Below are 19,678 nucleotides of genomic sequence, written 5' to 3'. Positions count from 1 at the left end.
TTAAGGGATACCGTGCTCGATAGAATTAAAGCCTGCTTCACTGAAAGCATTCAAACCCAAATTGCAGCAGCGGAAGCCCTCCCGGATGCCATCTCCCGTGCGGCCATGACCCTGGTACAATCGCTGCTGAATGGCAACAAAATCCTCTGTTGTGGCAACGGCACCTCTGCCGCCAATGCACAGCATTTTGCTGCCAGTATGATTAATCGTTTTGAAACAGAGCGCCCTGGTTTACCCGCCATTGCACTAAATACCGATAATGTGGTCTTAACCGCAATTGCCAACGATCGCCTGCACGACGAAATTTACGCCAAGCAGGTCCGCGCGTTGGGTCACGCTGGCGACGTTCTGCTGGCGATCTCCACACGAGGCAATAGTCGGGACATCGTGAAAGCCGTTGAAGCCGCCGTGACCCGCGATATGACCATCGTCGCGCTCACCGGCTACGACGGCGGTGAGCTGGCAGGCCTGCTGGGTCAGCAGGATGTCGAAATCCGCATTCCGTCTCATCGCAGCGCGCGTATTCAGGAGATGCATATGCTCACCGTCAACTGTCTGTGCGATTTGATTGATAACACGCTTTTTCCACACCAGGACGATTAAGGAGATCACATGAAGGCTCTCTCGCCCCTCGCCATCATTCTTTCTGCCCTACTGCTACAAGGATGCGTTGCCGCAGCGGTAGTCGGAACGGCAGCTGTCGGCACCAAAGCCGCAACGGACCCGCGTACGGTGGGGACTCAGGTTGATGACAGCACGCTGGAACTGCGCGTCAACAGCGCGCTGGCAAAAGACGAACAAATTAAGAAACAGGCGCGGATTAACGTCACCGCCTATCAGGGCAAAGTCCTGCTGACCGGCCAGTCTCCGACGGCAGATCTCTCCGCCCGCGCGAAACAAATAGCGATGGGCGTCGAAGGCGCCACGGAAGTGTTTAACGAAGTACGTCAGGGTCAGCCGATTGGCTTAGGCACCGCCTCTTCAGATACCTGGATCACCACCAAGGTTCGCTCTCAGCTGCTGGGCACCGACCAGGTGAAATCGTCAAATGTCAAAGTGACGACGGAAAATGGCGAAGTGTTCCTGATGGGACTGGTCACGGATCGCGAAGGTCGCGCGGCGGCAGATATTGCCAGCCGGGTCAGCGGCGTCTCTCGCGTGACCACCGCCTTTACCTATATCCAGTAAGTGTGAAAATCGTCCCGGCTCGCGCACTGCTGAGCCGGGTGACGAACCGGGCAAGGCGTCAGCCGCCGCCCGGGATTTCACCAGATTAACGCCAGCCCACCGACAATCATGCCGCACAACGCCACCAGCCCACCGGTCAGCCACAGCGCTTTCGCCGGAAAAGCCTTACGCAGCATAATCAACGACGGCACGCTGACCGCAGGCAGCGTAATCAGCAGGGCCAGCGCCGGCGCAAAGCCCATTCCCGCCAGCATCATGGTCTGAACGATAGGGATCTCCGCCGCCGTCGGGATGACAAACAGACAGCCGGCAATCGCCATCGCCACCACCCAGAATAAGGTGTTATCTACCGCGCCATCGGCATGCGGGAACAGCCAGACGCGCGCCGCCCCCAGCGCCAGCACCGCCAGAATATAGACCGGGATAGTGTTCCAGAACAGGATCCATAGCGCCCTCAGCCAGCGGGCAAAAAAGTGGCCCTGTTCGGTCTCAACGCCAGCGGGCACGGTTGACGGCTGTACCGCCGCTTCTTGCACCCATTTTTGCACCAGCGTCGCGACAATCAGCACCGTTGCCAGACCCGCCACCAGACGAATTAGCGCAAACTGCCAGCCCAGCACAAAGCCCATGAACACCAGCGTCGCCGGGTTAAGCAGCGGGTTGCCCATCCAGAACGCCAGCGCGCCGCCCATCGACACCTGCTGCTTACGCATCCCCGCCGCCACCGGCGCGGCGCAGCAGGTACACATCATACCGGGCAGAGAAAAGAGCGTGCCTAACAGCGTTCCGCGAAAGCGCGATTGCCCCAGGGTGCGCAGCAGCCAGTCGCGCGGGATCAGCACCTGAATCAACGACCCCAGCAGTACACCCAGCACCGCCGCTTTCCAGACGGCCAGAAAGTAGACCAGCGCGTAGTCCCATGCCGCTTTCAGCGGAGAGGTCGCGGCCTGAGCCAGAATAGATTGACCGATGCTGTGGGTTTCTGCCGCCGTGAAAGCCTTGCCATAGTAAGGCTGCCATTTGACGAACCATAATCCAACGATAACAACCAGAAAAAAGAGCGCGGGCTTCCACCATTGAAACGGTGATGCCGCCTGAGATGAAGACTGACCCGTCATAGCATTCCCCAGGAAAGGTGTGGTGATGGAGTGAAGCGCAGAATACTACTCTTCGCGTGCGGCGATTTCACGCAGTTTTGCCGACGGCAGAACGGTGACGCCCTCTAGCCCAGGGGCCAGCGCTTCAGACAGCATGGCGCGTGCCACATCCTGAGCGCTGATGGATTTCCAGTTCCCCGGCAGCAGGCGAAACAGCGGCGCCAGCACCACTTCATTCGACCTTTTGTTCTCCCGCTCGCCCAGCAGCATCGAGGGACGCGCAATCGTCAGCCGCTGCCACGCCTGCGCCCGCAGCGCCTCTTCCATTTCGCCTTTCACCCGGTTGTAGAAGAACATCGACCGGGGGTTGGCCCCCATCGCGCTGACTACCAGCATATGTTTTGCCCCCAGACGCAGCCCCGTCAGCGCCGTATCGACCACCAGCGTATAGTCGGCCTGAATAAACGCCGCTTTGCTGCCCGCCTCCCGTAGCGTGGTTCCCAGGCAGCAAAAGACAATATCGACCGGGTCGACAACCTGGGCCAGGGCATCGCTCAGCTGCGGGTCATGGGGATTGAAAACGCCTTCGGCATCCGTCAACGGACGGCGGGTCACGGCGGCGATTGCCGCAATGTGCGGCTCCTGGATTAACATCCGAAGTAAGTGCCCACCAACCAAACCGGTGGCCCCTGTTATTAGCACCTGGCTCATTATCCCCCCTAAGAAATCACCCCTTCAGCGGCAGTCGCCGCGGTAACAAGAGTATGCAGGAAACGGGGAATTCTGCACGCCAGACCGCGCTTCACTCGCCCTCAGGGTGACGTAGCCAGTGCAGCTTGGTGCCAAAACCTAGCGTGTTATCGGTGAATTTAAGTTCATCAGGGCGGATTTCCCAGACCGGCGCCGGGAGCATGCGGGCTACCGGGAAGCGGCTGACATACCGCTGGCGCATCGCGGCTTCCTCTTCACCAGCAAGGCGACGGATCTGGCCTTTGAACTGCACGCCACGAATGCGGGCGACGGTTTTCGGCTGGCCATTGACGGTACCCGCGACCTGCGCCCGCTGGCCGGTCATCTGTCCGTGGCGGGTGTTCTCATCACTCAGGAGATAAAAGGCGACGTTTTGCGGGTCATACACGTAAAACGCATTGGCGCACCACAGTTCACCCTCGCGGGCGACACACCAGGTAATCACATGCTGTTTGCTGAGCCAGCGGCTGATAGCAGCGAGCGTATCCATCTTTACTCTCCAGTATGTTATGGTGCACACACCTTAACATACCGACCTTTGTACCGTGCGCTGGTTTCTCTATCTGATACGTACCGCCGATAATCGCCTCTATACCGGGATTACCACCGATGTCACACGTCGTTTTTGCCAGCACCAGGATGGCAAGGGAGCGAAAGCGCTGCGTGGCAAAGGAGAGCTGCAGCTGGCGTTTAGCCAGGAAGTTGGTGACCACTCACTTGCACTACGACTGGAGTATCGTATTAAGCAGCTAACGAAGCGCCAGAAAGAGCGCCTCGTTGCCGGAGATGGTTCTTTCGAGACCCTGCTGGAGAGCCTCAGAAGCGATTGAAGTGGTCGCTATACTCAACCAGCCCGTGTACCCCTTCCAGCGCGTCATCGGCCAGAGGGCGAATCTGAAACGCCTCAGCGGTATCCGGCCAGCGGCAACGCAGGTCGAAGCGGGCTGCCGGTTCAAACCCCAGACGGCTGTACAGGGCCGGGTCGCCCAGGGTGACGACGGCGGCATAGCTAAACTCATTCAGCGAATCCAGCCCTTCGTAGACCAGCTGGCGCCCGATGCCCTGCCCGCGGTAGCTTTCATCCACCGCCAGCGGAGCCAGACCGACCCATTGCAACTCCTCGCCTTCAACGGAGACCGGGCTAAAAGCGGCATAGCCAATAACCTGCCCTTCATCATCCGTCGCCACCACGCCCAGCGTGATCAGGCCATCTTCTCGTAGATCGTGCACCAGCTGCGCTTCAGCGTCGCTGCCAAAGGTACGACGCAACAACGCGTCAATTCCCGGCGCATCAATCCCAATTTCAACTCGAATCAGCATGCCTCACCTACCGATGTCTGTTCAGGTTTCCGCGGGCTGCGCAGCCCCGCTTCAACAAAATCCGCCAGTTGCAGCAGCATCATGCGTAGCGCTTTCGGCATCTGCTCCAGCTCAATGGCATCCATCAGGTTTTTTACATACAGCCCCAGCTCGGTATCGCCTTCGATAACCAGCCGACGCTGGAAGAACAGCGTATCCGGATCCTGCTTACGCGCGGCAATCATCAGCAGATCGCTGGCATCGGCGCTGAAGCTGACATCCGCCTCGGCCGTCTGGCTGACCACCAGCCGCCCCTCATTCACCGAGGTATACCACAGCAAACCGATATCACGCACATTAATACTTAACCAGCGGCCTTCGAGAAAATCCAGCTCTCCATCTTCCAGTGCCTGCCGGAACTGCCAGCGTAATACCTGTTCCAGCACCTGGCGCTTGAGGGCAAAAGGCGCCAGCTTAACCGGCACGCTCATTAAAGACGGACCAAAGTGGACCAGCCGGGAACGCAATTTATCCAACACAAGCCTTACTCCATGAAAGCAATAGTTTCACTATTGTGCCATATCAAATAAACGACATAGCGGCGTAAATCAACAAAATCGCGACGACGGGTGTCTATTATTGGCGCCGCCAATCCGCTTTTAACTGCCTCAAATCAAAAATTGTCACCAGAAGGTTAACTAAAATCCCTGCTCGTTAACCATTCAGCGTCCCTGACGGGCCGCGTTTTTCAGGAAAAATTATGGAGCTGCTCTGCCCAGCCGGTAACCTTCCGGCGCTTAAGGCGGCCATCGAAAACGGCGCCGATGCCGTCTATATCGGGCTGAAAGATGACACCAATGCCCGCCACTTTGCCGGCCTTAATTTCACCGAAAAGAAACTGCAGGAAGCCGTCAGCTTTGTGCATCAGCATCGTCGTAAGCTGCATATTGCGATCAATACCTTCGCGCATCCGGACGGCTACGTCCGCTGGCAGCGAGCGGTGGATATGGCGGCACAGCTCGGTGCTGACGCCTTAATCCTTGCCGATGTCGCCATGCTGGAGTATGCCGCCGAACGCTATCCGCATATTGAGCGTCACGTCTCGGTTCAGGCCTCGGCCACTAACGAAGAGGCGGTGCGTTTCTATCACCGCAATTTCGACGTTGCCCGCGTGGTGCTGCCCCGCGTGCTCTCTATCCATCAGGTGAAGCAGCTGGCCCGCGCCACGCCGGTTCCCCTGGAGGTCTTCGCCTTCGGCAGCCTGTGCATTATGGCGGAAGGCCGCTGTTATCTTTCCTCCTACCTGACCGGCGAATCGCCGAATACCGTCGGCGCCTGTTCGCCTGCGCGCTTCGTCCGCTGGCAGCAAACGCCGCAGGGGCTGGAGTCTCGCCTGAACGAAGTGCTGATTGACCGCTACCAGGATGGCGAAAACGCCGGCTATCCGACGTTGTGCAAAGGCCGCTATCTGGTCGATGGCGAGCGCTATCATGCCATGGAGGAGCCAACCAGCCTGAATACGCTGGAGCTGCTGCCGGAGCTGATGGCGGCCAATATTGCCTCGGTGAAAATCGAAGGCCGCCAGCGTAGCCCGGCCTATGTCACTCAGGTCGCGAAAGTCTGGCGTCAGGCGATCGATCGCTGCAAAGCCGATCCGCAAAACTTTGTTCCACAATCCGCATGGATGGAGGCGCTCGGCGCCATGTCGGAAGGGACACAAACCACCCTTGGCGCCTACCACCGTAAATGGCAGTGAGAAAAGTGATGAAATATTCATTAGGGCCGGTGCTTTACTACTGGTCAAAAGAGACGCTGGAAGATTTTTACCAGCAGGCAGCCCGCTCCAGCGCCGATACGATTTATCTGGGCGAAGCGGTGTGCAGCAAACGTCGCGCCACCAAATCCGGCGACTGGATTGAGATGGCCAAAGCGCTGGCGAGCAGCGGCAAGCAGGTGGTGCTCTCCACCCTCGCCCTGGTGCAAGCCTCCTCCGAGCTGGGCGAGCTGAAACGTTATGTCGACAACGGCGAGTTCCTGATCGAAGCCAGCGACCTCGGGGTGGTAAATATGTGTGCCGAGCGCAAACTGCCGTTTGTCGCCGGCCACGCGCTCAACTGCTATAACGCCGTTACCCTGCGCCTGCTGCGTAAGCAAGGTATGGTTCGCTGGTGCATGCCGGTTGAGCTTTCCCGCGACTGGCTGGTCAATCTGCTGACGCAGTGCGAAACCCTGGGGATCCGCGAGCAATTTGAAGTGGAAGTGCTGAGCTATGGTCATCTGCCGCTAGCCTACTCTGCCCGCTGCTTCACCGCCCGTTCCGAGGATCGGCCAAAAGACGAATGCGAAACCTGCTGCATCAAATATCCGAACGGGCGCAGCATGCTTTCTCAGGAAAATCAGCAGGTATTCGTCCTCAACGGCATTCAGACCATGAGCGGCTATGTTTACAACCTCGGTAACGAACTGACATCGATGCAGGGGCTGGTCGATATGGTGCGCCTGTCACCGCTTGGCACCGACACCTTTGCCATGCTCGACGCTTTCCGCGCCAATGAAAACGGGGCTTGCCCTTTACCGCTGACCGCCAACAGCGACTGTAACGGTTACTGGAAACGGCTGGCCGGACTGGAACTGCAGTCCTGATAAACAGCTCGCTTTGTTAACAGCAACAGCGCTCTTTTCATGCAGTATTAAAAGCTGCAGCTTTTCTGGCTGACGCGCGCTGAATGCGCCAGGCTGGAAGAAGACCTTCAATCTGATGACGATGCTGTAACAAAGTGAGCCTTTATGACTGACAAATCTATTCCGTTCTCGGTGCTCGACCTGGCGCCGATCCCTCAGGGTTCCAGCGCCAAAGAGGCCTTCTCGCACTCGCTGGAGCTCGCGCAGCAGGCTGAAAAACGCGGCTATCACCGCTACTGGCTGGCGGAACACCATAATATGGTCGGGATCGCCAGTGCCGCAACGTCGGTGCTGATCGGCTATCTGGCCGCCAATACCACCACGCTGCACCTGGGCTCCGGCGGGGTAATGCTCCCCAACCACTCGCCGCTGGTCATTGCCGAGCAGTTCGGTACGCTCAATACCCTCTATCCCGGCCGCATTGACCTCGGCCTGGGGCGCGCGCCGGGCAGCGATCAGCGCACGATGATGGCGCTACGTCGCCATATGAGCGGCGATGTGGATAACTTCCCGCGCGATGTCGCCGAACTGGTGGACTGGTTTGATGCCCGCGATCCCCATCCGCACGTGCGTCCGGTTCCCGGCTACGGAGAGAAGATCCCGGTGTGGCTGTTAGGCTCCAGTCTGTACAGCGCGCAGCTGGCGGCCCAGCTTGGGCTGCCCTTTGCCTTCGCCTCGCACTTCGCGCCGGATATGTTATTCCAGGCGCTGCATCTCTACCGCACCCAGTTCAAACCGTCTGAGCGCCTGGCGAAGCCGTACGCCATGGTATGTATTAATATCATCGCCGCCGACAGCAACCGGGATGCGGAGTTCCTGTTTACCTCGATGCAGCAGGCATTCGTGAAACTGCGTCGCGGCGAAACCGGCCAGCTTCCGCCGCCGGTGGACAATATGCACCAGCTGTGGTCCGCCGCTGAACAGTATGGCGTCCAGCAGGCGCTGAGCATGTCGCTGGTCGGCGACAAAACCAAGGTGCGCCACGGGCTGGAGTCCGTCTTGCGTGAAACCCAGGCCGATGAGCTGATGGTGAACGGCCAGATCTTCGACCATCAGGCGCGTTTGCATTCGTTTGATTTAGCGATGCAGGTGAAAGAAGAGCTGCTGGGATAACGTCTGTTGTCAAATGCGAAGGGCGACTCACGGAGTAGCCCTTCGCATCGTAGGCGGATTTACTGATAGACCGGCAGAACGTTGAAGCTCGATAAGAAATGCACCACCACGTTACCGACGCCGAACAACAGGATCAGCGCAATCATCGGTTTTCCGCCCCAGACGCGAAACTGTGGGCTGCCGAAGCGTTTGCGCGATGCGCGAGCCAGCAGCGCCGGCACAATCGCCGCCCAGATGGTTGCCGCGAGCCCGGCGTAGCCGATAGCGTACAGAAAACCATTCGGCTGCAGCAGGCCGCCAATGACCGGCGGAACGAAGGTCAGAAGCGCGGTCTTAAAGCGCCCCAGCGCAGAATCATCGAAACCGAAGAGATCCGCCAGGTAGTCAAACAGGCCCAGGGTTACCCCAAGGAATGAGCTGGCGACGGCAAAGTTCGAGAACACCACCAGCAGCAGATCCAGACTACGGCTGTTGAGCACCCCGCTTAATGCCTGTACCAGCACATCAATATTACCGCCCTTCTGTGCGATGCCGATAAACTCCTGACGCGGAATATTGCCCATCGTCACCAGCAGCCAGACTACGTACAACCCCAGCGCCAGCAGGGTACCGTAAACCAGGCAGCGGGTAATGGTGCGGGGATCCTTGCCATAGTACTTCATCAGGCTCGGCACGTTACCGTGGTAGCCAAAGGAGGCCAGGCAAAATGGCAGCGTCATCAGCAGGTACGGCGTGTAGGAGGCGTTTTGTTCACCGACGTTGAACAGCGTCGTCGGCTCGACATGCCCCAGCAGGCTACCGAAGGTCAGGAAAAAGGTGATGACTTTAGCCCCCAGGACGATTGCCGTCATCCGGCTTACCGCCCTGGTACTCAACCACACGATAAACGCCACCAGCAGGGCAAAACCAAACCCCGCGGCCCGCGCCGGTACATTCAGCGACAGCGCCGAGAAGGTATGATGCAGAATGGAACCGCTGGCCGAGATATAGGCATAGGTCAGAATATAGAGGACAAAGGCAATCGAGATGCCATTGACCAGGTTCCAGCCTTTGCCGAGCAGATCTTTGGTGATGGTGTCAAAGCTGGAGCCGATACGGTAGTTGAGGTTCGCTTCGAGAATCATCAGCCCGGAATGCAGCATACAGAACCAGGTGAAGACCAGCGCCGCCAGCGACCAGAAGAACCACGCACCGGACATGACCACCGGCAGCGAAAACATGCCCGCGCCAATAATGGTCCCGCCGATAATCACCACGCCGCCAAACAGGGACGGCCGGGTTGCCGTAGTGGTAAGTGTCGCCATTTGCCGAAATCTCCAGTCAATTATTCTTTTCGTTATTAACGCGCAGCACTGTACCAGTACACGAGTACGAAGGGAATAAAAAAAGCCCCAATCATCACGATCGGGGCTGTATTATTTACTTTACGCTAGCGGAATGCGCTGATTACGCATCGCCACCGAAACGACGACGGCCTGCGGAATCATCACGGCGCGGAGCCGCTGCTGCATCATCACGACGCGGAGCACGGGCGCCGTCACGACGTTCGCCGCTGAAACGACGACCATCACCGCGGCCACCTTCACGACGCTCACCACCGAATGCACGACCGCCTTCGCGACGTTCGCCGCCGAATGCACGGCCGCCTTCACGACGTTCACCACCGCCACGACGCTCGCCGCCACGGTCAGGACGCGGCTGCGCATCGCCCAGCAGCTGCATGTTCATCGGCTTATTCAGGATCCGGGTGCGGGTAAAGTGCTGCAGAACTTCGCCCGGCATGCCCTTCGGCAGCTCGATGGTGGAGTGGGTACCGAACAGCTTGATGTTACCGATATAACGGCTGCTGATGTCGCCTTCGTTAGCGATAGCGCCAACGATGTGACGAACTTCAACACCATCATCACGGCCCACTTCAATGCGATACAGTTCCATATCGCCCACGTCGCGACGTTCGCGTTTCGGACGATCTTCTCCACCACGTTCCGCACGGTCACCGCGCGGGCCACGGTCGTTGCGATCGCCGCGGCGTTCGAAACGATCATCACGGTCGCGGAATTCACGCTTAGGACGCATTGGCGCATCCGGCGGCAGAATCAGCGGACGTTCGCCCTGAGCCATTTTCAGCAGTGCCGCGGCCAGCGTTTCGATATCCAGCTCTTCACCTTCAGCCGTCGGCTGGATTTTCGCCAGCAGGGCACGGTACTGATCCAGATCGCTGCTTTCCAGCTGCTGCTGAACTTTAGCGGCGAATTTTTCCAGGCGACGTTTGCCCAGCAGCTCCGCGTTCGGCAGTTCAACTTCCGGAATCGTCAGCTTCATGGTGCGTTCGATGTTCCGCAGCAGGCGGCGTTCGCGGTTCTCAACGAACAGCAGCGCGCGACCCGCGCGGCCCGCACGACCGGTACGGCCGATACGGTGAACGTAAGACTCAGAGTCCATCGGGATATCGTAGTTAACAACCAGGCTGATACGCTCAACGTCAAGGCCACGGGCCGCAACGTCGGTCGCAATCAGGATGTCCAGACGACCATCTTTCAGACGCTCCAGAGTCTGCTCACGCAGGGCCTGGTTCATGTCACCGTTCAGCGCGGCGCTGTTGTAGCCGCTACGCTCCAGCGCTTCAGCCACTTCCAGGGTCGCGTTTTTGGTACGTACGAAGATGATCGCCGCATCAAAATCTTCCGCTTCCAGGAAACGCACCAGCGCTTCGTTTTTACGCATACCGTAAGCAGTCCAGTAGCTCTGGCTGATGTCCGGGCGAGTGGTAACGCTGGACTGGATGCGCACTTCCTGCGGCTCTTTCATAAAGCGGCGGGTAATGCGACGGATCGCTTCCGGCATGGTGGCAGAGAACAGAGCGGTCTGATGACCTTCCGGGATCTGCGCCATAATCGTTTCTACGTCTTCGATGAAGCCCATACGCAACATTTCGTCGGCTTCATCCAGTACCAGACCGCTCAGTTTAGAGAGATCCAGAGTCCCGCGTTTCAGGTGGTCAAGCAGACGACCCGGGGTACCCACAACGATTTGTGGTCCCTGGCGCAGAGCACGCAGCTGCACGTCATAACGCTGGCCGCCGTAAAGGGCCACCACGTTTACGCCGCGCATATGTTTAGAGAAGTCCGTCATCGCTTCAGCAACCTGTACCGCCAGTTCGCGGGTCGGCGCCAGCACCAGAATTTGCGGTGCTTTGAGCTCAGGATCAAGATTGTTCAGCAGCGGTAAAGAGAACGCTGCGGTTTTACCGCTACCCGTCTGGGCCATACCCAGAACATCGCGGCCGCCCAGCAGGTGCGGAATGCACTCAGCCTGGATCGGAGATGGTTTTTCGTAACCCAGATCGTTAAGGGCTTCAAGGATAGGAGCCTTCAGGCCCAGATCTGCAAAAGTGGTTTCGAATTCAGCCATGTAGTACGTGTGCCTCAAAATTAATGGCGGCCAGTCTACATAACTCAACGTGAAAATTTAGAGTAATTTTCATTGAAAAGTGTGAACCGGCTCAAAGTAGGTGTATTAACGAACAACAACGCCCTCACCCGTGAAGGTGATGGCAAACAAAAAAATGGGCTGATGTGTTCGTCAGCTATTGCTGGTCCGATTCTGCCAGGTCATCTTGCTCCTGGCCCAGGAGCGATAATTCCAACAATGCGTATCGGTGCTCAACGTAGTTGTGTACGTTGTTTGCGACCGCCAGTTTGAACAGTGCCGTAGCGCTGTCCCTGTCCCCCAGACTTAGGTAGTACTTACCTAAATAGAAGTTGGTTTCACTGAGATGCTCAGCGAGCGAGGTGTTATCCGTTGCGTCTGCCTTCAAACGGTCCATCAGCGTTTTTTCACTGATGTCGCTAAGGTAGAACTCGACAATGTTCCATCCCCATTGCTCTTTGTCCGATTTGTCGAAGCGCTGCTTCAGTGCTTCGAGTGCCTGCTTCTCGTCGAGTTTGCGCTCAGCGAGGTAAAGCCACAGGCTACGGAAAGGATCATTGGGATCGTCTTGATAAAACGCCAGCAGATCATCTTGCGCTAACTTAGCGCGACCGCCGTAATACAGGGCGATGCCGCGGTTTAAGTGCGCGTAGTTGTAAGTTGGATCAAGCTCAAGTACAGAATCAAACGCTTCATAGGCAGCATCAAAATTGCCTGCCTGCGTTAAATAAATGCCTAAGTAATTGAATACTTCAGGCATATCTGGTCGGATTGCCAGCGCTTGTGAAAAATCATTTCGCGCTAATGCCCTCAGACCGAGACTATCATACAACACTCCGCGCTCATATAAAAGCTGTGCGCGTTCGTCATCGGTTAAAGCCCGACTGGCAAGAATTTGTTCCATGCGCGCCAGAATCACTTCTTGCTGCAAAGTCGGTTGCAATGGCACCGCGAGGACTGCGTCTTTACGCCAGGCAGAATTGCTGCATCCTGCCAGCGTGAGAGCTGTCGCCACGAAACACCAGCGCAAAAAAGGCTTCATTTCCCACTCCCGAAGACAACGATTGGATGAACGTCCAGTTCCCCGGCTGCAAACAAGGCGTCCTGCCCGTAATACGCCCTCCGCCCACGCGGAGGGCAAACGGCAACCTTACTCGCCCTGCTCAGCAACCGGAGCTTCCGGCGCAGCGGCAGGCTGAGTTTGTTCAGCTGCTTCTTTGATGCTCAGACGAACGCGGCCCTGACGGTCAACTTCCAGAACCTTAACCGGGACTTCCTGACCCATCTGCAGGTAATCGGTCACTTTCTCGACGCGCTTGTCGGCAATCTGAGAAATATGAACCAGACCTTCTTTACCGCCGCCGATGGCAACAAACGCGCCAAAGTCAACGATACGGGTCACTTTACCATTGTAGATGCGGCCCACTTCGATCTCAGCGGTGATCTCTTCGATACGACGGATAGCATGCTGCGCTTTATCGCCGTCGGTTGCTGCGATCTTCACGGTACCGTCATCTTCGATTTCGATGGTGGTGCCGGTTTCTTCAGTCAGCGCACGGATCACCGAACCGCCTTTACCGATCACGTCTTTGATCTTGTCCGGGCTGATCTTGATGGTGTGGATACGCGGTGCGAACTCGGAGATGTCGCCGCGCGGCGCGTTAATCGCCTGCTCCATCACGCCCAGGATGTGCAGACGCGCACCTTTAGCCTGGTTCAATGCAACCTGCATGATCTCTTTGGTGATACCTTCAATTTTGATATCCATCTGCAGGGCAGAGATACCGTCGCGGGAACCCGCAACTTTGAAGTCCATATCACCCAGGTGGTCTTCATCACCCAGAATGTCAGACAGAACGACGTAGTTGTCGCCTTCTTTCACCAGACCCATCGCGATACCCGCAACGGCGGCTTTCACCGGTACGCCTGCGTCCATCAGCGCCAGGGAAGCGCCGCACACGGAAGCCATGGAAGAAGAACCGTTAGATTCGGTGATTTCAGAAACCACGCGAACGGTGTACGGGAACTCTTCAGTGGTCGGCATCACGGCCAGTACGCCACGCTTAGCCAGACGACCGTGACCGATTTCACGACGCTTCGGCGAACCCACCATGCCCGTTTCGCCTACGGAGTACGGAGGGAAGTTGTAGTGGAACAGGAAGGAGTCAGTACGCTCACCCATCAGTTCATCGATGTTCTGCGCGTCACGTGCGGTGCCCAGCGTCGCGGTCACCAGCGCCTGAGTTTCACCACGGGTGAACAGTGCGGAACCGTGAGTACGCGGCAGGACGCCGGTACGCACGTCCAGGCCACGAATCATATCTTTTTCACGGCCATCGATACGCGGTTCGCCAGCCAGTACGCGGCTACGCACGGCATTCTTCTCGATAGCGTGCAGGATTTCGCCCAGTTCGTTAGCGTCCAGGGTTTCATCTTCTGCGGTCAGCGTGGCGATGGTTTCCGCTTTGATCACATCAATCTGAGCATAGCGCTCTTGTTTGTCAGTGATACGGTAAGCATCGCTCAGACGCGCTTCGGCCAGCGCAGCGACGCGCGCGTTCAGCGCTTCGTTGACGGCTTCCGGCTGCCAGTCCCAGCGCGGTTTACCCGCTTCTTTAACCAGGTCATTGATGTTCTGAATGACAATCTGCTGCTGCTCGTGGCCAAAGACCACTGCGCCCAGCATCTGGTCTTCGCTCAGCAGTTCTGCTTCAGATTCAACCATCAGCACTGCCGCTTCGGTACCGGCAACCACCAGGTCCAGCTTACTTTCTTTCAGCTCATCCTGAGTCGGGTTCAGAACGTACTGGTCGTTGATATAACCAACGCGAGCAGAACCGATAGGACCGTTGAACGGAATACCGGACAGGGACAGCGCTGCGGAAGCACCAATCATCGCCACGATATCCGGGTTAACCTGCGGGTTAACGGAAACAACGGTGGCAATAACCTGAACTTCGTTGACGAAGCCTTCCGGGAACAGCGGGCGAACCGGGCGGTCAATCAGACGCGCGATCAGGGTTTCGCCTTCGCTTGGACGGCCTTCACGACGGAAGAAACCACCCGGAATTTTACCTGCTGCGTAGGTACGTTCTTGATAGTTAACGGTCAGCGGGAAGAAGTCCTGACCTGGCTTCGCTTTTTTCTGACCCACAACGGTAACGAATACCGCGGTGTCATCCATGCTAACCATGACAGCGGCAGTGGCCTGACGAGCCATCATGCCGGTTTCCAGCGTTACGGTATGTTGGCCGTACTGGAATTTACGAACGATCGGATTTAGCAAAATTCTATCCTTTATATCAATAGGTGACGCTATATCCACGACATAGCGTCAGTTGACCCGATCTCCTGCATCCTCGCGACTAATGACAACCTTTACCCGCCCCTGCGGATCAAGCCTCTCATTAGCCGCGCGAACCTCTGCACGAAGATCATTAATAGCAACAATACATGAGTTTTTAGCGAATTGCTGCCGCCTGGTCGAAAAAAGGGGCCCTGAGGCCCCTTTTTCTGAAACTCGCAGAATTAGCGACGCAGACCCAGACGCTCGATCAGCGAAGAGTAACGTGCAACATCTTTACGTTTCAGGTAGTCGAGCAGTTTACGACGCTGGGAAACCATGCGCAGCAGACCACGACGGCTGTGGTGATCTTTTTTATGCTCGGAGAAGTGACCCTGCAGATGGTTAATCTGTGCAGTCAGCAGTGCAACCTGAACTTCGGTAGAACCGCTGTCGTTTTCGCCACGACCAAACTCAGAAACGATTTTTGCTTTAGCTTCAACGCTTAGAGACATTTTAAAACTCCAAATTTAAAAGAAAGAAAGGGTGCCGATCTCTAATTCAGCGACCCCTGATGCAACGCCCGAAAATGTTAAAACACTTTTGCGGACGTTAAGCGGCGATATTCTACCCGCAGCCGGCTTTTATCGCAAGAACAGCCCTCAGCCTGGATATTCAACCACCAGACGACGCGGCGCCACGCGGCCTTCGTCGTCAATTTCACCCATACCGAGAAACTTCTCTTCTACGCCTTCCGTTACCCGCACCAACCCCTGGAGCGGCGCGCCTGAGGTGCGAACCGGGTTACCATTTTTAAAGTAAACCGCCGATGTTTCGGGAATATTAACCAACGGATAATCCGACGCCGGGCTGTCCATTGGCATCAGCAGCGGATCGAGCAGCTGCGCGGCGGGAATATCCTGCGCCGCCGCCTGTTCAACCAGCGCCTGTAACTGTTCCAGAGTGACCATCCGCTCTACCGGATATTTGCTGACGGCGAGACGACGCAGGAAAATAACGTGCGCACCGCAGCCCAGCTTTTCCCCCAAATCGTCGATAATCGTCCGAATATAGGTGCCTTTCGAGCAGTGAATCTCCAGCTCCAGTTCATCCCCTTCATGACGGATAAACAGCAGCTCGTAAACGGTAATCGGCCGGGCTTCACGCGGGACGTCGATACCCTGACGAGCATATTCGTACAGCTTTTTCCCCTGATACTTCAGCGCCGAATACATCGACGGTACCTGTTGGGTTTCGCCGCGGAAACTGTCCAGCGCCGTCGCCAGCTGTTCATCGCTGAAGGTCAGCGGGCGCTCTTCCACCACCTGACCATCGGCATCGGAGGTATCTGTACGCTGGCCCAGCTTCGCAATCACGCGATAGCGCTTATCGGAGTCGAGCAGATATTGGGAGAACTTGGTGGCCTCCCCAAGGCAAATCGGCAGCATGCCGGTTGCCAGCGGATCCAGCGCGCCGGTGTGCCCTGCCCGATTCGCGTTATAAAGGCGTTTTACTTTTTGCAGTACATCGTTGCTGGATGCGCCCTGTGGCTTATCCAGCAGCAGTACGCCGTGCACATCGCGACCGCGACGACGAGGACGACTCATCAGTCCTCCTTGCTGTCGTCCGGATTCACACGACGCTCATCGTCATGCTTCACCACGCTGGTCACCAGGTTGGACATGCGCATCCCTTCGACCAGCGAGTTGTCGTAGAAGAAGGTCAGCTCCGGCACGATACGTAGACGCATCGCTTTGCCCAGCAGTGAACGGATAAAGCCGGAGGCTTCCTGCAACGCTTTGATACCCGCCTTCACGGCGGCTTCGTCTTTGTCGTTCAGGAAGGTCACAAAGACTTTGGCATAAGCCAGATCGCGAGACATTTCCACACCGGAAACGGTGGTCATCATGCCCAGACGCGGGTCTTTAATTTCGCGCTGCAGGATGATCGCAATCTCTTTTTGCATCTCCTGAGCCACACGCTGCGGGCGACCAAATTCTTTCGCCATAATAAATTCTCCAGGTAAAGACAAAAAGGGGCTATAAGCCCCTTTTTAGAATTATTGCCGGGTGGCGCTTCGCTAACCCGGCCTGTCATCCACGATGGATTCTGCAGCACCGCTCACGCGGATACTGCGGAAACGACGCAGATTAATCGATGCTGCGCTGAATCTCGATGATCTCGAACACTTCGATCATATCGCCAACGCGAACGTCGTTGTAGTTCTTCACGCCTATACCACATTCCATGCCGTTACGGACTTCGTTAACGTCATCTTTGAAGCGGCGCAGGGATTCCAGCTCGCCTTCATAGATAACCACGTTGTCGCGCAGTACGCGGATTGGGTTATGACGCTTAATCGTGCCTTCAGTAACCATACAGCCCGCGATGGCGCCGAATTTCGGCGATTTGAACACATCACGCACTTCAGCCAGACCAATGATCTGCTGTTTCAGTTCCGGAGACAGCATGCCGCTCATCGCCGCTTTCACTTCGTCGATCAGGTTATAGATGACGGAGTAGTAGCGCAGATCCAGGCTTTCAGCTTCAATCACTTTACGTGCTGAGGCGTCAGCACGGACGTTGAAGCCAACCAGGATGGCGTTGGACGCCGCAGCCAGGGTGGCGTCGGTTTCGGTGATACCACCTACGCCAGAACCAATGATCTTCACTTTGACTTCGTCGGTAGACAGTTTCAGTAAAGAGTCGGAGATGGCTTCTACAGAACCCTGAACGTCCGCTTTCAGTACGACGTTCACTTCGTGAACTTCGCCTTCAGTCATGTTAGCGAACATGTTCTCAAGTTTAGATTTCTGCTGACGCGCCAGTTTGACTTCACGGAATTTGCCCTGACGATACAAAGCAACTTCACGCGCTTTTTTCTCGTCACGCACAACGGTCACTTCATCACCCGCAGCCGGAACGCCGGACAGACCGAGGATTTCCACCGGAATGGACGGACCTGCTTCCAGAACTTCCTGACCCAGTTCGTTACGCATTGCACGCACGCGGCCATATTCGAAGCCGCACAGTACGATGTCGCCCTTATTCAGGGTGCCTTCACGAACCAGAACGGTAGCCACCGGACCACGACCTTTATCCAGGAAGGATTCGATAACCGCGCCGCTAGCCATACCGTTACGAACGGCTTTCAGTTCCAGAACTTCAGCCTGCAGCAGGATAGCGTTCAGCAGGTCATCAATACCGGTACCCGCTTTCGCAGAAACCGGGATGAACTGGGATTCGCCGCCCCACTCTTCCGGCATCACGCCGTACTGAGACAGTTCGTTTTTAACGCGATCCATATCCGCTTCTGGTTTGTCGATCTTGTTGACCGCAACCACAACCGGAACCTGAGCCGCTTTCGCGTGCTGGATAGCTTCAATAGTCTGTGGCATTACGCCATCGTCTGCCGCAACCACCAGAACAACGATATCCGTTGCCTGAGCACCACGAGCACGCATTGAGGTAAACGCGGCGTGACCCGGAGTATCCAGGAAGGTGATCATCCCGTTTTCAGTTTCAACGTGATAGGCACCGATGTGCTGTGTAATGCCGCCTGCTTCGCCGGAGGCCACTTTGGTTGAGCGAATGTAGTCAAGCAGAGAGGTTTTACCGTGGTCAACGTGACCCATGATGGTCACCACCGGTGCACGGGCTTCCGCCGCCGCGCCGGTGTCACGGTCGCTCATTACCGCTTCTTCCAGTTCGTTCTCACGACGCAGGATAACTTTGTGGCCCATCTCTTCGGCAACCAGCTGTGCGGTTTCCTGGTCGATGACCTGGTTGATGGTCGCCATCGCGCCCAGCTTCATCATAGCTTTGATGACCTGAGAACCTTTGACCGCCATCTTGTTAGCCAGCTCGCCAACGGTGATGGTTTCACCGATGATAACGTCACGGTTTACCGCCTGCGCAGGCTTCTGGAAGCCCTGTTGCAGAGAAGAACCTTTACGCTTGCCGCCTTTGCCGCCACGAACGGCTGCACGGGCTTCTTCACGATCGGCTTTTGATTCGGCGTGCTTGTTGCCTTTCTTCGGACGCGCAGCTTTGCTGTTGCGACCGCGGCCACGACCGCCTTCAACTTCGCGATCGTTGTCATCTTCAGCCTGACGAGCGTGCTGAGACGTCGTCACGTGATAATCGCTGGTTTCTTCTGGAGCTTCTGGCGTTTCGGTCCAGTTCTTTTCGTTTTCTGCAGCCATACGGCGTGCTTCGTCCGCTACGCGGCGCGCTTCTTCTTCAAGCTTGCGACGTGCTTCTTCTTCCGCTTTACGTTTCAGCTCTGCTGCTTCGTTTTCACGGCGGATCTTTTCAGCCTGGGCGCTTTTTGTCATGTCGTCGGTTTGTTGATTGCTCACTTTGTCTTTTTCCGCAGCTTCACGTTTCGCTTTCTCAGCGACTTCACGTTTAGCTTGTTCTGCGGCCTCACGTTCAGCTTTTAATTGCGCCTCTCGCCTGGCTGCTTCTTCCGCCTCGCGATGGGCTTTCTCTTCCGCTTCACGCTGCGCCTGCTCTTCCGCGGCAAGGCGTTCTGCCTCTTGCGGGTCGCGTTTCACAAAGGTGCGCTTCTTGCGGACTTCGATTTGTACCGATTTACTTTTACCACCGGTACCTGGAATATTTAAGGTGCTACGCGTTTTGCGCTGCAGCGTCAACTTGTCGGGCGCCGAACCGTGTTCGCGGTTCAGGTGTGTCAACAAGGTTTGCTTCTCTTGCGCCGTCACAGAATCATCAGCCGATTTGCGAATCCCTGCATCAGCAAATTGCTGTATCAGGCGATCCACAGAGGTCTGAATCTCTGAGGCCAGCGCTTTAATGGTCACATCTGTCATGC

20 protein-coding genes are annotated in these 19,678 nt (G+C 56.7%); 6 read left to right on the top strand and 14 right to left on the bottom strand.

Features of this window, described 5'->3' with window-relative positions; genetic code table 11:
• Nucleotides 1-12 precede the first annotated feature (12 nt).
• The gene (diaA, locus tag EDF73_RS13195) at nt 13-603 is read left to right on the top strand and encodes a DnaA initiator-associating protein DiaA (protein ID WP_002918211.1); all 591 of its coding nucleotides are present in this window, start codon (nt 13-15) and stop codon (nt 601-603) included.
• A gap of 9 nt (nt 604-612) precedes the next feature.
• Complete coding sequence (dolP, locus tag EDF73_RS13190) at nt 613-1,188, top strand: division/outer membrane stress-associated lipid-binding lipoprotein (protein WP_132729573.1); 576 nt, start codon at nt 613-615, stop codon at nt 1,186-1,188.
• A 77-nt stretch (nt 1,189-1,265) separates the two neighbouring features.
• On the opposite strand, the gene EDF73_RS13185 is transcribed toward dolP, so the two are convergent.
• The 3 genes from EDF73_RS13185 to EDF73_RS13175 form a co-directional block, all read right to left on the bottom strand.
• On the bottom strand, nt 1,266-2,306 hold the full coding sequence (locus EDF73_RS13185) for a permease (protein ID WP_132729572.1): 1,041 nt from the start codon (nt 2,304-2,306) through the stop codon (nt 1,266-1,268).
• Nucleotides 2,307-2,351: 45 nt separating this feature from the next.
• Nucleotides 2,352-2,996 carry an NAD(P)H-binding protein gene (locus EDF73_RS13180; protein WP_132729571.1) on the bottom strand — a complete coding sequence of 215 codons (645 nt, stop codon included), beginning with the start codon at nt 2,994-2,996 and terminating at the stop codon, nt 2,352-2,354.
• Nucleotides 2,997-3,087: 91 nt separating this feature from the next.
• Nucleotides 3,088-3,525 (bottom strand): YhbP family protein, encoded by a 438-nt coding sequence (locus EDF73_RS13175; protein ID WP_132729570.1) that lies wholly within the window; start codon nt 3,523-3,525, stop codon nt 3,088-3,090.
• Nucleotides 3,526-3,580: 55 nt separating this feature from the next.
• On the opposite strand from EDF73_RS13175, the gene EDF73_RS13170 reads away from it, so the two are divergent.
• On the top strand, nt 3,581-3,865 hold the full coding sequence (locus tag EDF73_RS13170; protein WP_132729569.1) for a GIY-YIG nuclease family protein: 285 nt from the start codon (nt 3,581-3,583) through the stop codon (nt 3,863-3,865).
• Here EDF73_RS13170 and EDF73_RS13165 read toward each other — a convergent pair.
• A complete protein-coding gene (locus EDF73_RS13165; RefSeq protein WP_132729568.1) occupies nt 3,852-4,355 on the bottom strand; it encodes an N-acetyltransferase in 504 nt (167 codons plus the stop codon). The genes EDF73_RS13170 and EDF73_RS13165 overlap by 14 nt on opposite strands.
• A complete protein-coding gene (locus EDF73_RS13160) occupies nt 4,349-4,873 on the bottom strand; it encodes an SCP2 domain-containing protein (protein WP_132729567.1) in 525 nt (174 codons plus the stop codon). The genes EDF73_RS13165 and EDF73_RS13160 overlap by 7 nt, the downstream gene beginning before the upstream one ends.
• 221 nt (nt 4,874-5,094) lie before the next feature.
• Here EDF73_RS13160 and EDF73_RS13155 point away from each other — a divergent pair, with 221 nt between their 5' ends.
• The 3 genes from EDF73_RS13155 (at nt 5,095) to EDF73_RS13145 (ending at nt 8,129) form a co-directional block, all read left to right on the top strand.
• Nucleotides 5,095-6,090 carry a peptidase U32 family protein gene (locus EDF73_RS13155; RefSeq protein WP_132729566.1) on the top strand — a complete coding sequence of 332 codons (996 nt, stop codon included), beginning with the start codon at nt 5,095-5,097 and terminating at the stop codon, nt 6,088-6,090.
• 8 nt (nt 6,091-6,098) lie between these two features.
• Nucleotides 6,099-6,977 carry a U32 family peptidase gene (locus EDF73_RS13150; protein ID WP_132729565.1) on the top strand — a complete coding sequence of 293 codons (879 nt, stop codon included), beginning with the start codon at nt 6,099-6,101 and terminating at the stop codon, nt 6,975-6,977.
• 144 nt (nt 6,978-7,121) lie between these two features.
• Nucleotides 7,122-8,129 carry a luciferase-like monooxygenase gene (locus EDF73_RS13145; protein ID WP_132729564.1) on the top strand — a complete coding sequence of 336 codons (1,008 nt, stop codon included), beginning with the start codon at nt 7,122-7,124 and terminating at the stop codon, nt 8,127-8,129.
• Nucleotides 8,130-8,188: 59 nt separating this feature from the next.
• On the opposite strand, the gene mtr is transcribed toward EDF73_RS13145, so the two are convergent.
• The 9 genes from mtr to infB all read right to left on the bottom strand — a co-directional run bounded on the left by mtr (nt 8,189) and on the right by infB (nt 19,676).
• Nucleotides 8,189-9,433: a tryptophan permease gene (gene mtr / locus EDF73_RS13140; protein WP_132729563.1), complete on the bottom strand. Its 1,245-nt coding sequence runs from the start codon at nt 9,431-9,433 to the stop codon at nt 8,189-8,191.
• 142 nt (nt 9,434-9,575) lie between these two features.
• A complete protein-coding gene (locus EDF73_RS13135) occupies nt 9,576-11,540 on the bottom strand; it encodes a DEAD/DEAH family ATP-dependent RNA helicase (protein ID WP_132729562.1) in 1,965 nt (654 codons plus the stop codon).
• On the bottom strand, nt 11,533-11,613 hold the full coding sequence (gene yrbN / locus EDF73_RS13130; protein WP_099001532.1) for a protein YrbN: 81 nt from the start codon (nt 11,611-11,613) through the stop codon (nt 11,533-11,535). The genes EDF73_RS13135 and yrbN overlap by 8 nt, the downstream gene beginning before the upstream one ends.
• Nucleotides 11,614-11,715: 102 nt before the next feature.
• Nucleotides 11,716-12,600: a lipoprotein NlpI gene (gene nlpI, locus EDF73_RS13125; protein WP_132729561.1), complete on the bottom strand. Its 885-nt coding sequence runs from the start codon at nt 12,598-12,600 to the stop codon at nt 11,716-11,718.
• A gap of 108 nt (nt 12,601-12,708) precedes the next feature.
• Nucleotides 12,709-14,844 (bottom strand): polyribonucleotide nucleotidyltransferase, encoded by a 2,136-nt coding sequence (gene pnp, locus EDF73_RS13120; protein ID WP_132729560.1) that lies wholly within the window; start codon nt 14,842-14,844, stop codon nt 12,709-12,711.
• Nucleotides 14,845-15,086: 242 nt separating this feature from the next.
• On the bottom strand, nt 15,087-15,356 hold the full coding sequence (gene rpsO / locus EDF73_RS13115) for a 30S ribosomal protein S15 (RefSeq protein ID WP_004868066.1): 270 nt from the start codon (nt 15,354-15,356) through the stop codon (nt 15,087-15,089).
• A 147-nt stretch (nt 15,357-15,503) separates the two neighbouring features.
• Nucleotides 15,504-16,448, bottom strand: coding sequence for a tRNA pseudouridine(55) synthase TruB (gene truB, locus EDF73_RS13110; RefSeq protein WP_132729559.1), 945 nt, complete (start codon nt 16,446-16,448; stop codon nt 15,504-15,506).
• Nucleotides 16,448-16,849 (bottom strand): 30S ribosome-binding factor RbfA, encoded by a 402-nt coding sequence (gene rbfA, locus EDF73_RS13105; protein WP_004106092.1) that lies wholly within the window; start codon nt 16,847-16,849, stop codon nt 16,448-16,450. The genes truB and rbfA overlap by 1 nt, the downstream gene beginning before the upstream one ends.
• 142 nt (nt 16,850-16,991) lie before the next feature.
• Nucleotides 16,992-19,676, bottom strand: a complete 2,685-nt coding sequence (gene infB, locus EDF73_RS13100) for a translation initiation factor IF-2 (protein WP_132729558.1) — start codon at nt 19,674-19,676, stop codon at nt 16,992-16,994.
• Nucleotides 19,677-19,678 lie beyond the last annotated feature (2 nt).

Source organism: Klebsiella sp. BIGb0138 (assembly GCF_004342285.1).
Taxonomy (GTDB): Bacteria; Pseudomonadota; Gammaproteobacteria; order Enterobacterales; family Enterobacteriaceae; genus Klebsiella.
Note: the sequence above shows the minus strand (reverse complement) of the source record. Positions and strands in the feature narration are given on the sequence as shown.

Bases quoted from the DNA above. Each gene is read 5' to 3' on its own strand.
- infB (WP_132729558.1), bottom strand. From the start codon at position 19,676: ATGACAGATGTGACCATTAAAGCGCTGGCCTCAGAGATTCAGACCTCT.
- mtr (WP_132729563.1), bottom strand. From the start codon at position 9,433: ATGGCGACACTTACCACTACGGCAACCCGGCCGTCCCTGTTTGGCGGC.
- EDF73_RS13155 (WP_132729566.1), top strand. From the start codon at position 5,095: ATGGAGCTGCTCTGCCCAGCCGGTAACCTTCCGGCGCTTAAGGCGGCC.
- EDF73_RS13180 (WP_132729571.1), bottom strand. From the start codon at position 2,996: ATGAGCCAGGTGCTAATAACAGGGGCCACCGGTTTGGTTGGTGGGCAC.
- nlpI (WP_132729561.1), bottom strand. From the start codon at position 12,600: ATGAAGCCTTTTTTGCGCTGGTGTTTCGTGGCGACAGCTCTCACGCTG.
- truB (WP_132729559.1), bottom strand. From the start codon at position 16,448: ATGAGTCGTCCTCGTCGTCGCGGTCGCGATGTGCACGGCGTACTGCTG.
- rpsO (WP_004868066.1), bottom strand. From the start codon at position 15,356: ATGTCTCTAAGCGTTGAAGCTAAAGCAAAAATCGTTTCTGAGTTTGGT.
- EDF73_RS13185 (WP_132729572.1), bottom strand. From the start codon at position 2,306: ATGACGGGTCAGTCTTCATCTCAGGCGGCATCACCGTTTCAATGGTGG.
- EDF73_RS13145 (WP_132729564.1), top strand. From the start codon at position 7,122: ATGACTGACAAATCTATTCCGTTCTCGGTGCTCGACCTGGCGCCGATC.
- EDF73_RS13175 (WP_132729570.1), bottom strand. From the start codon at position 3,525: ATGGATACGCTCGCTGCTATCAGCCGCTGGCTCAGCAAACAGCATGTG.
- EDF73_RS13135 (WP_132729562.1), bottom strand. From the start codon at position 11,540: ATGGCTGAATTCGAAACCACTTTTGCAGATCTGGGCCTGAAGGCTCCT.
- EDF73_RS13150 (WP_132729565.1), top strand. From the start codon at position 6,099: ATGAAATATTCATTAGGGCCGGTGCTTTACTACTGGTCAAAAGAGACG.
- yrbN (WP_099001532.1), bottom strand. From the start codon at position 11,613: ATGAAAATTACTCTAAATTTTCACGTTGAGTTATGTAGACTGGCCGCC.
- EDF73_RS13165 (WP_132729568.1), bottom strand. From the start codon at position 4,355: ATGCTGATTCGAGTTGAAATTGGGATTGATGCGCCGGGAATTGACGCG.
- dolP (WP_132729573.1), top strand. From the start codon at position 613: ATGAAGGCTCTCTCGCCCCTCGCCATCATTCTTTCTGCCCTACTGCTA.
- rbfA (WP_004106092.1), bottom strand. From the start codon at position 16,849: ATGGCGAAAGAATTTGGTCGCCCGCAGCGTGTGGCTCAGGAGATGCAA.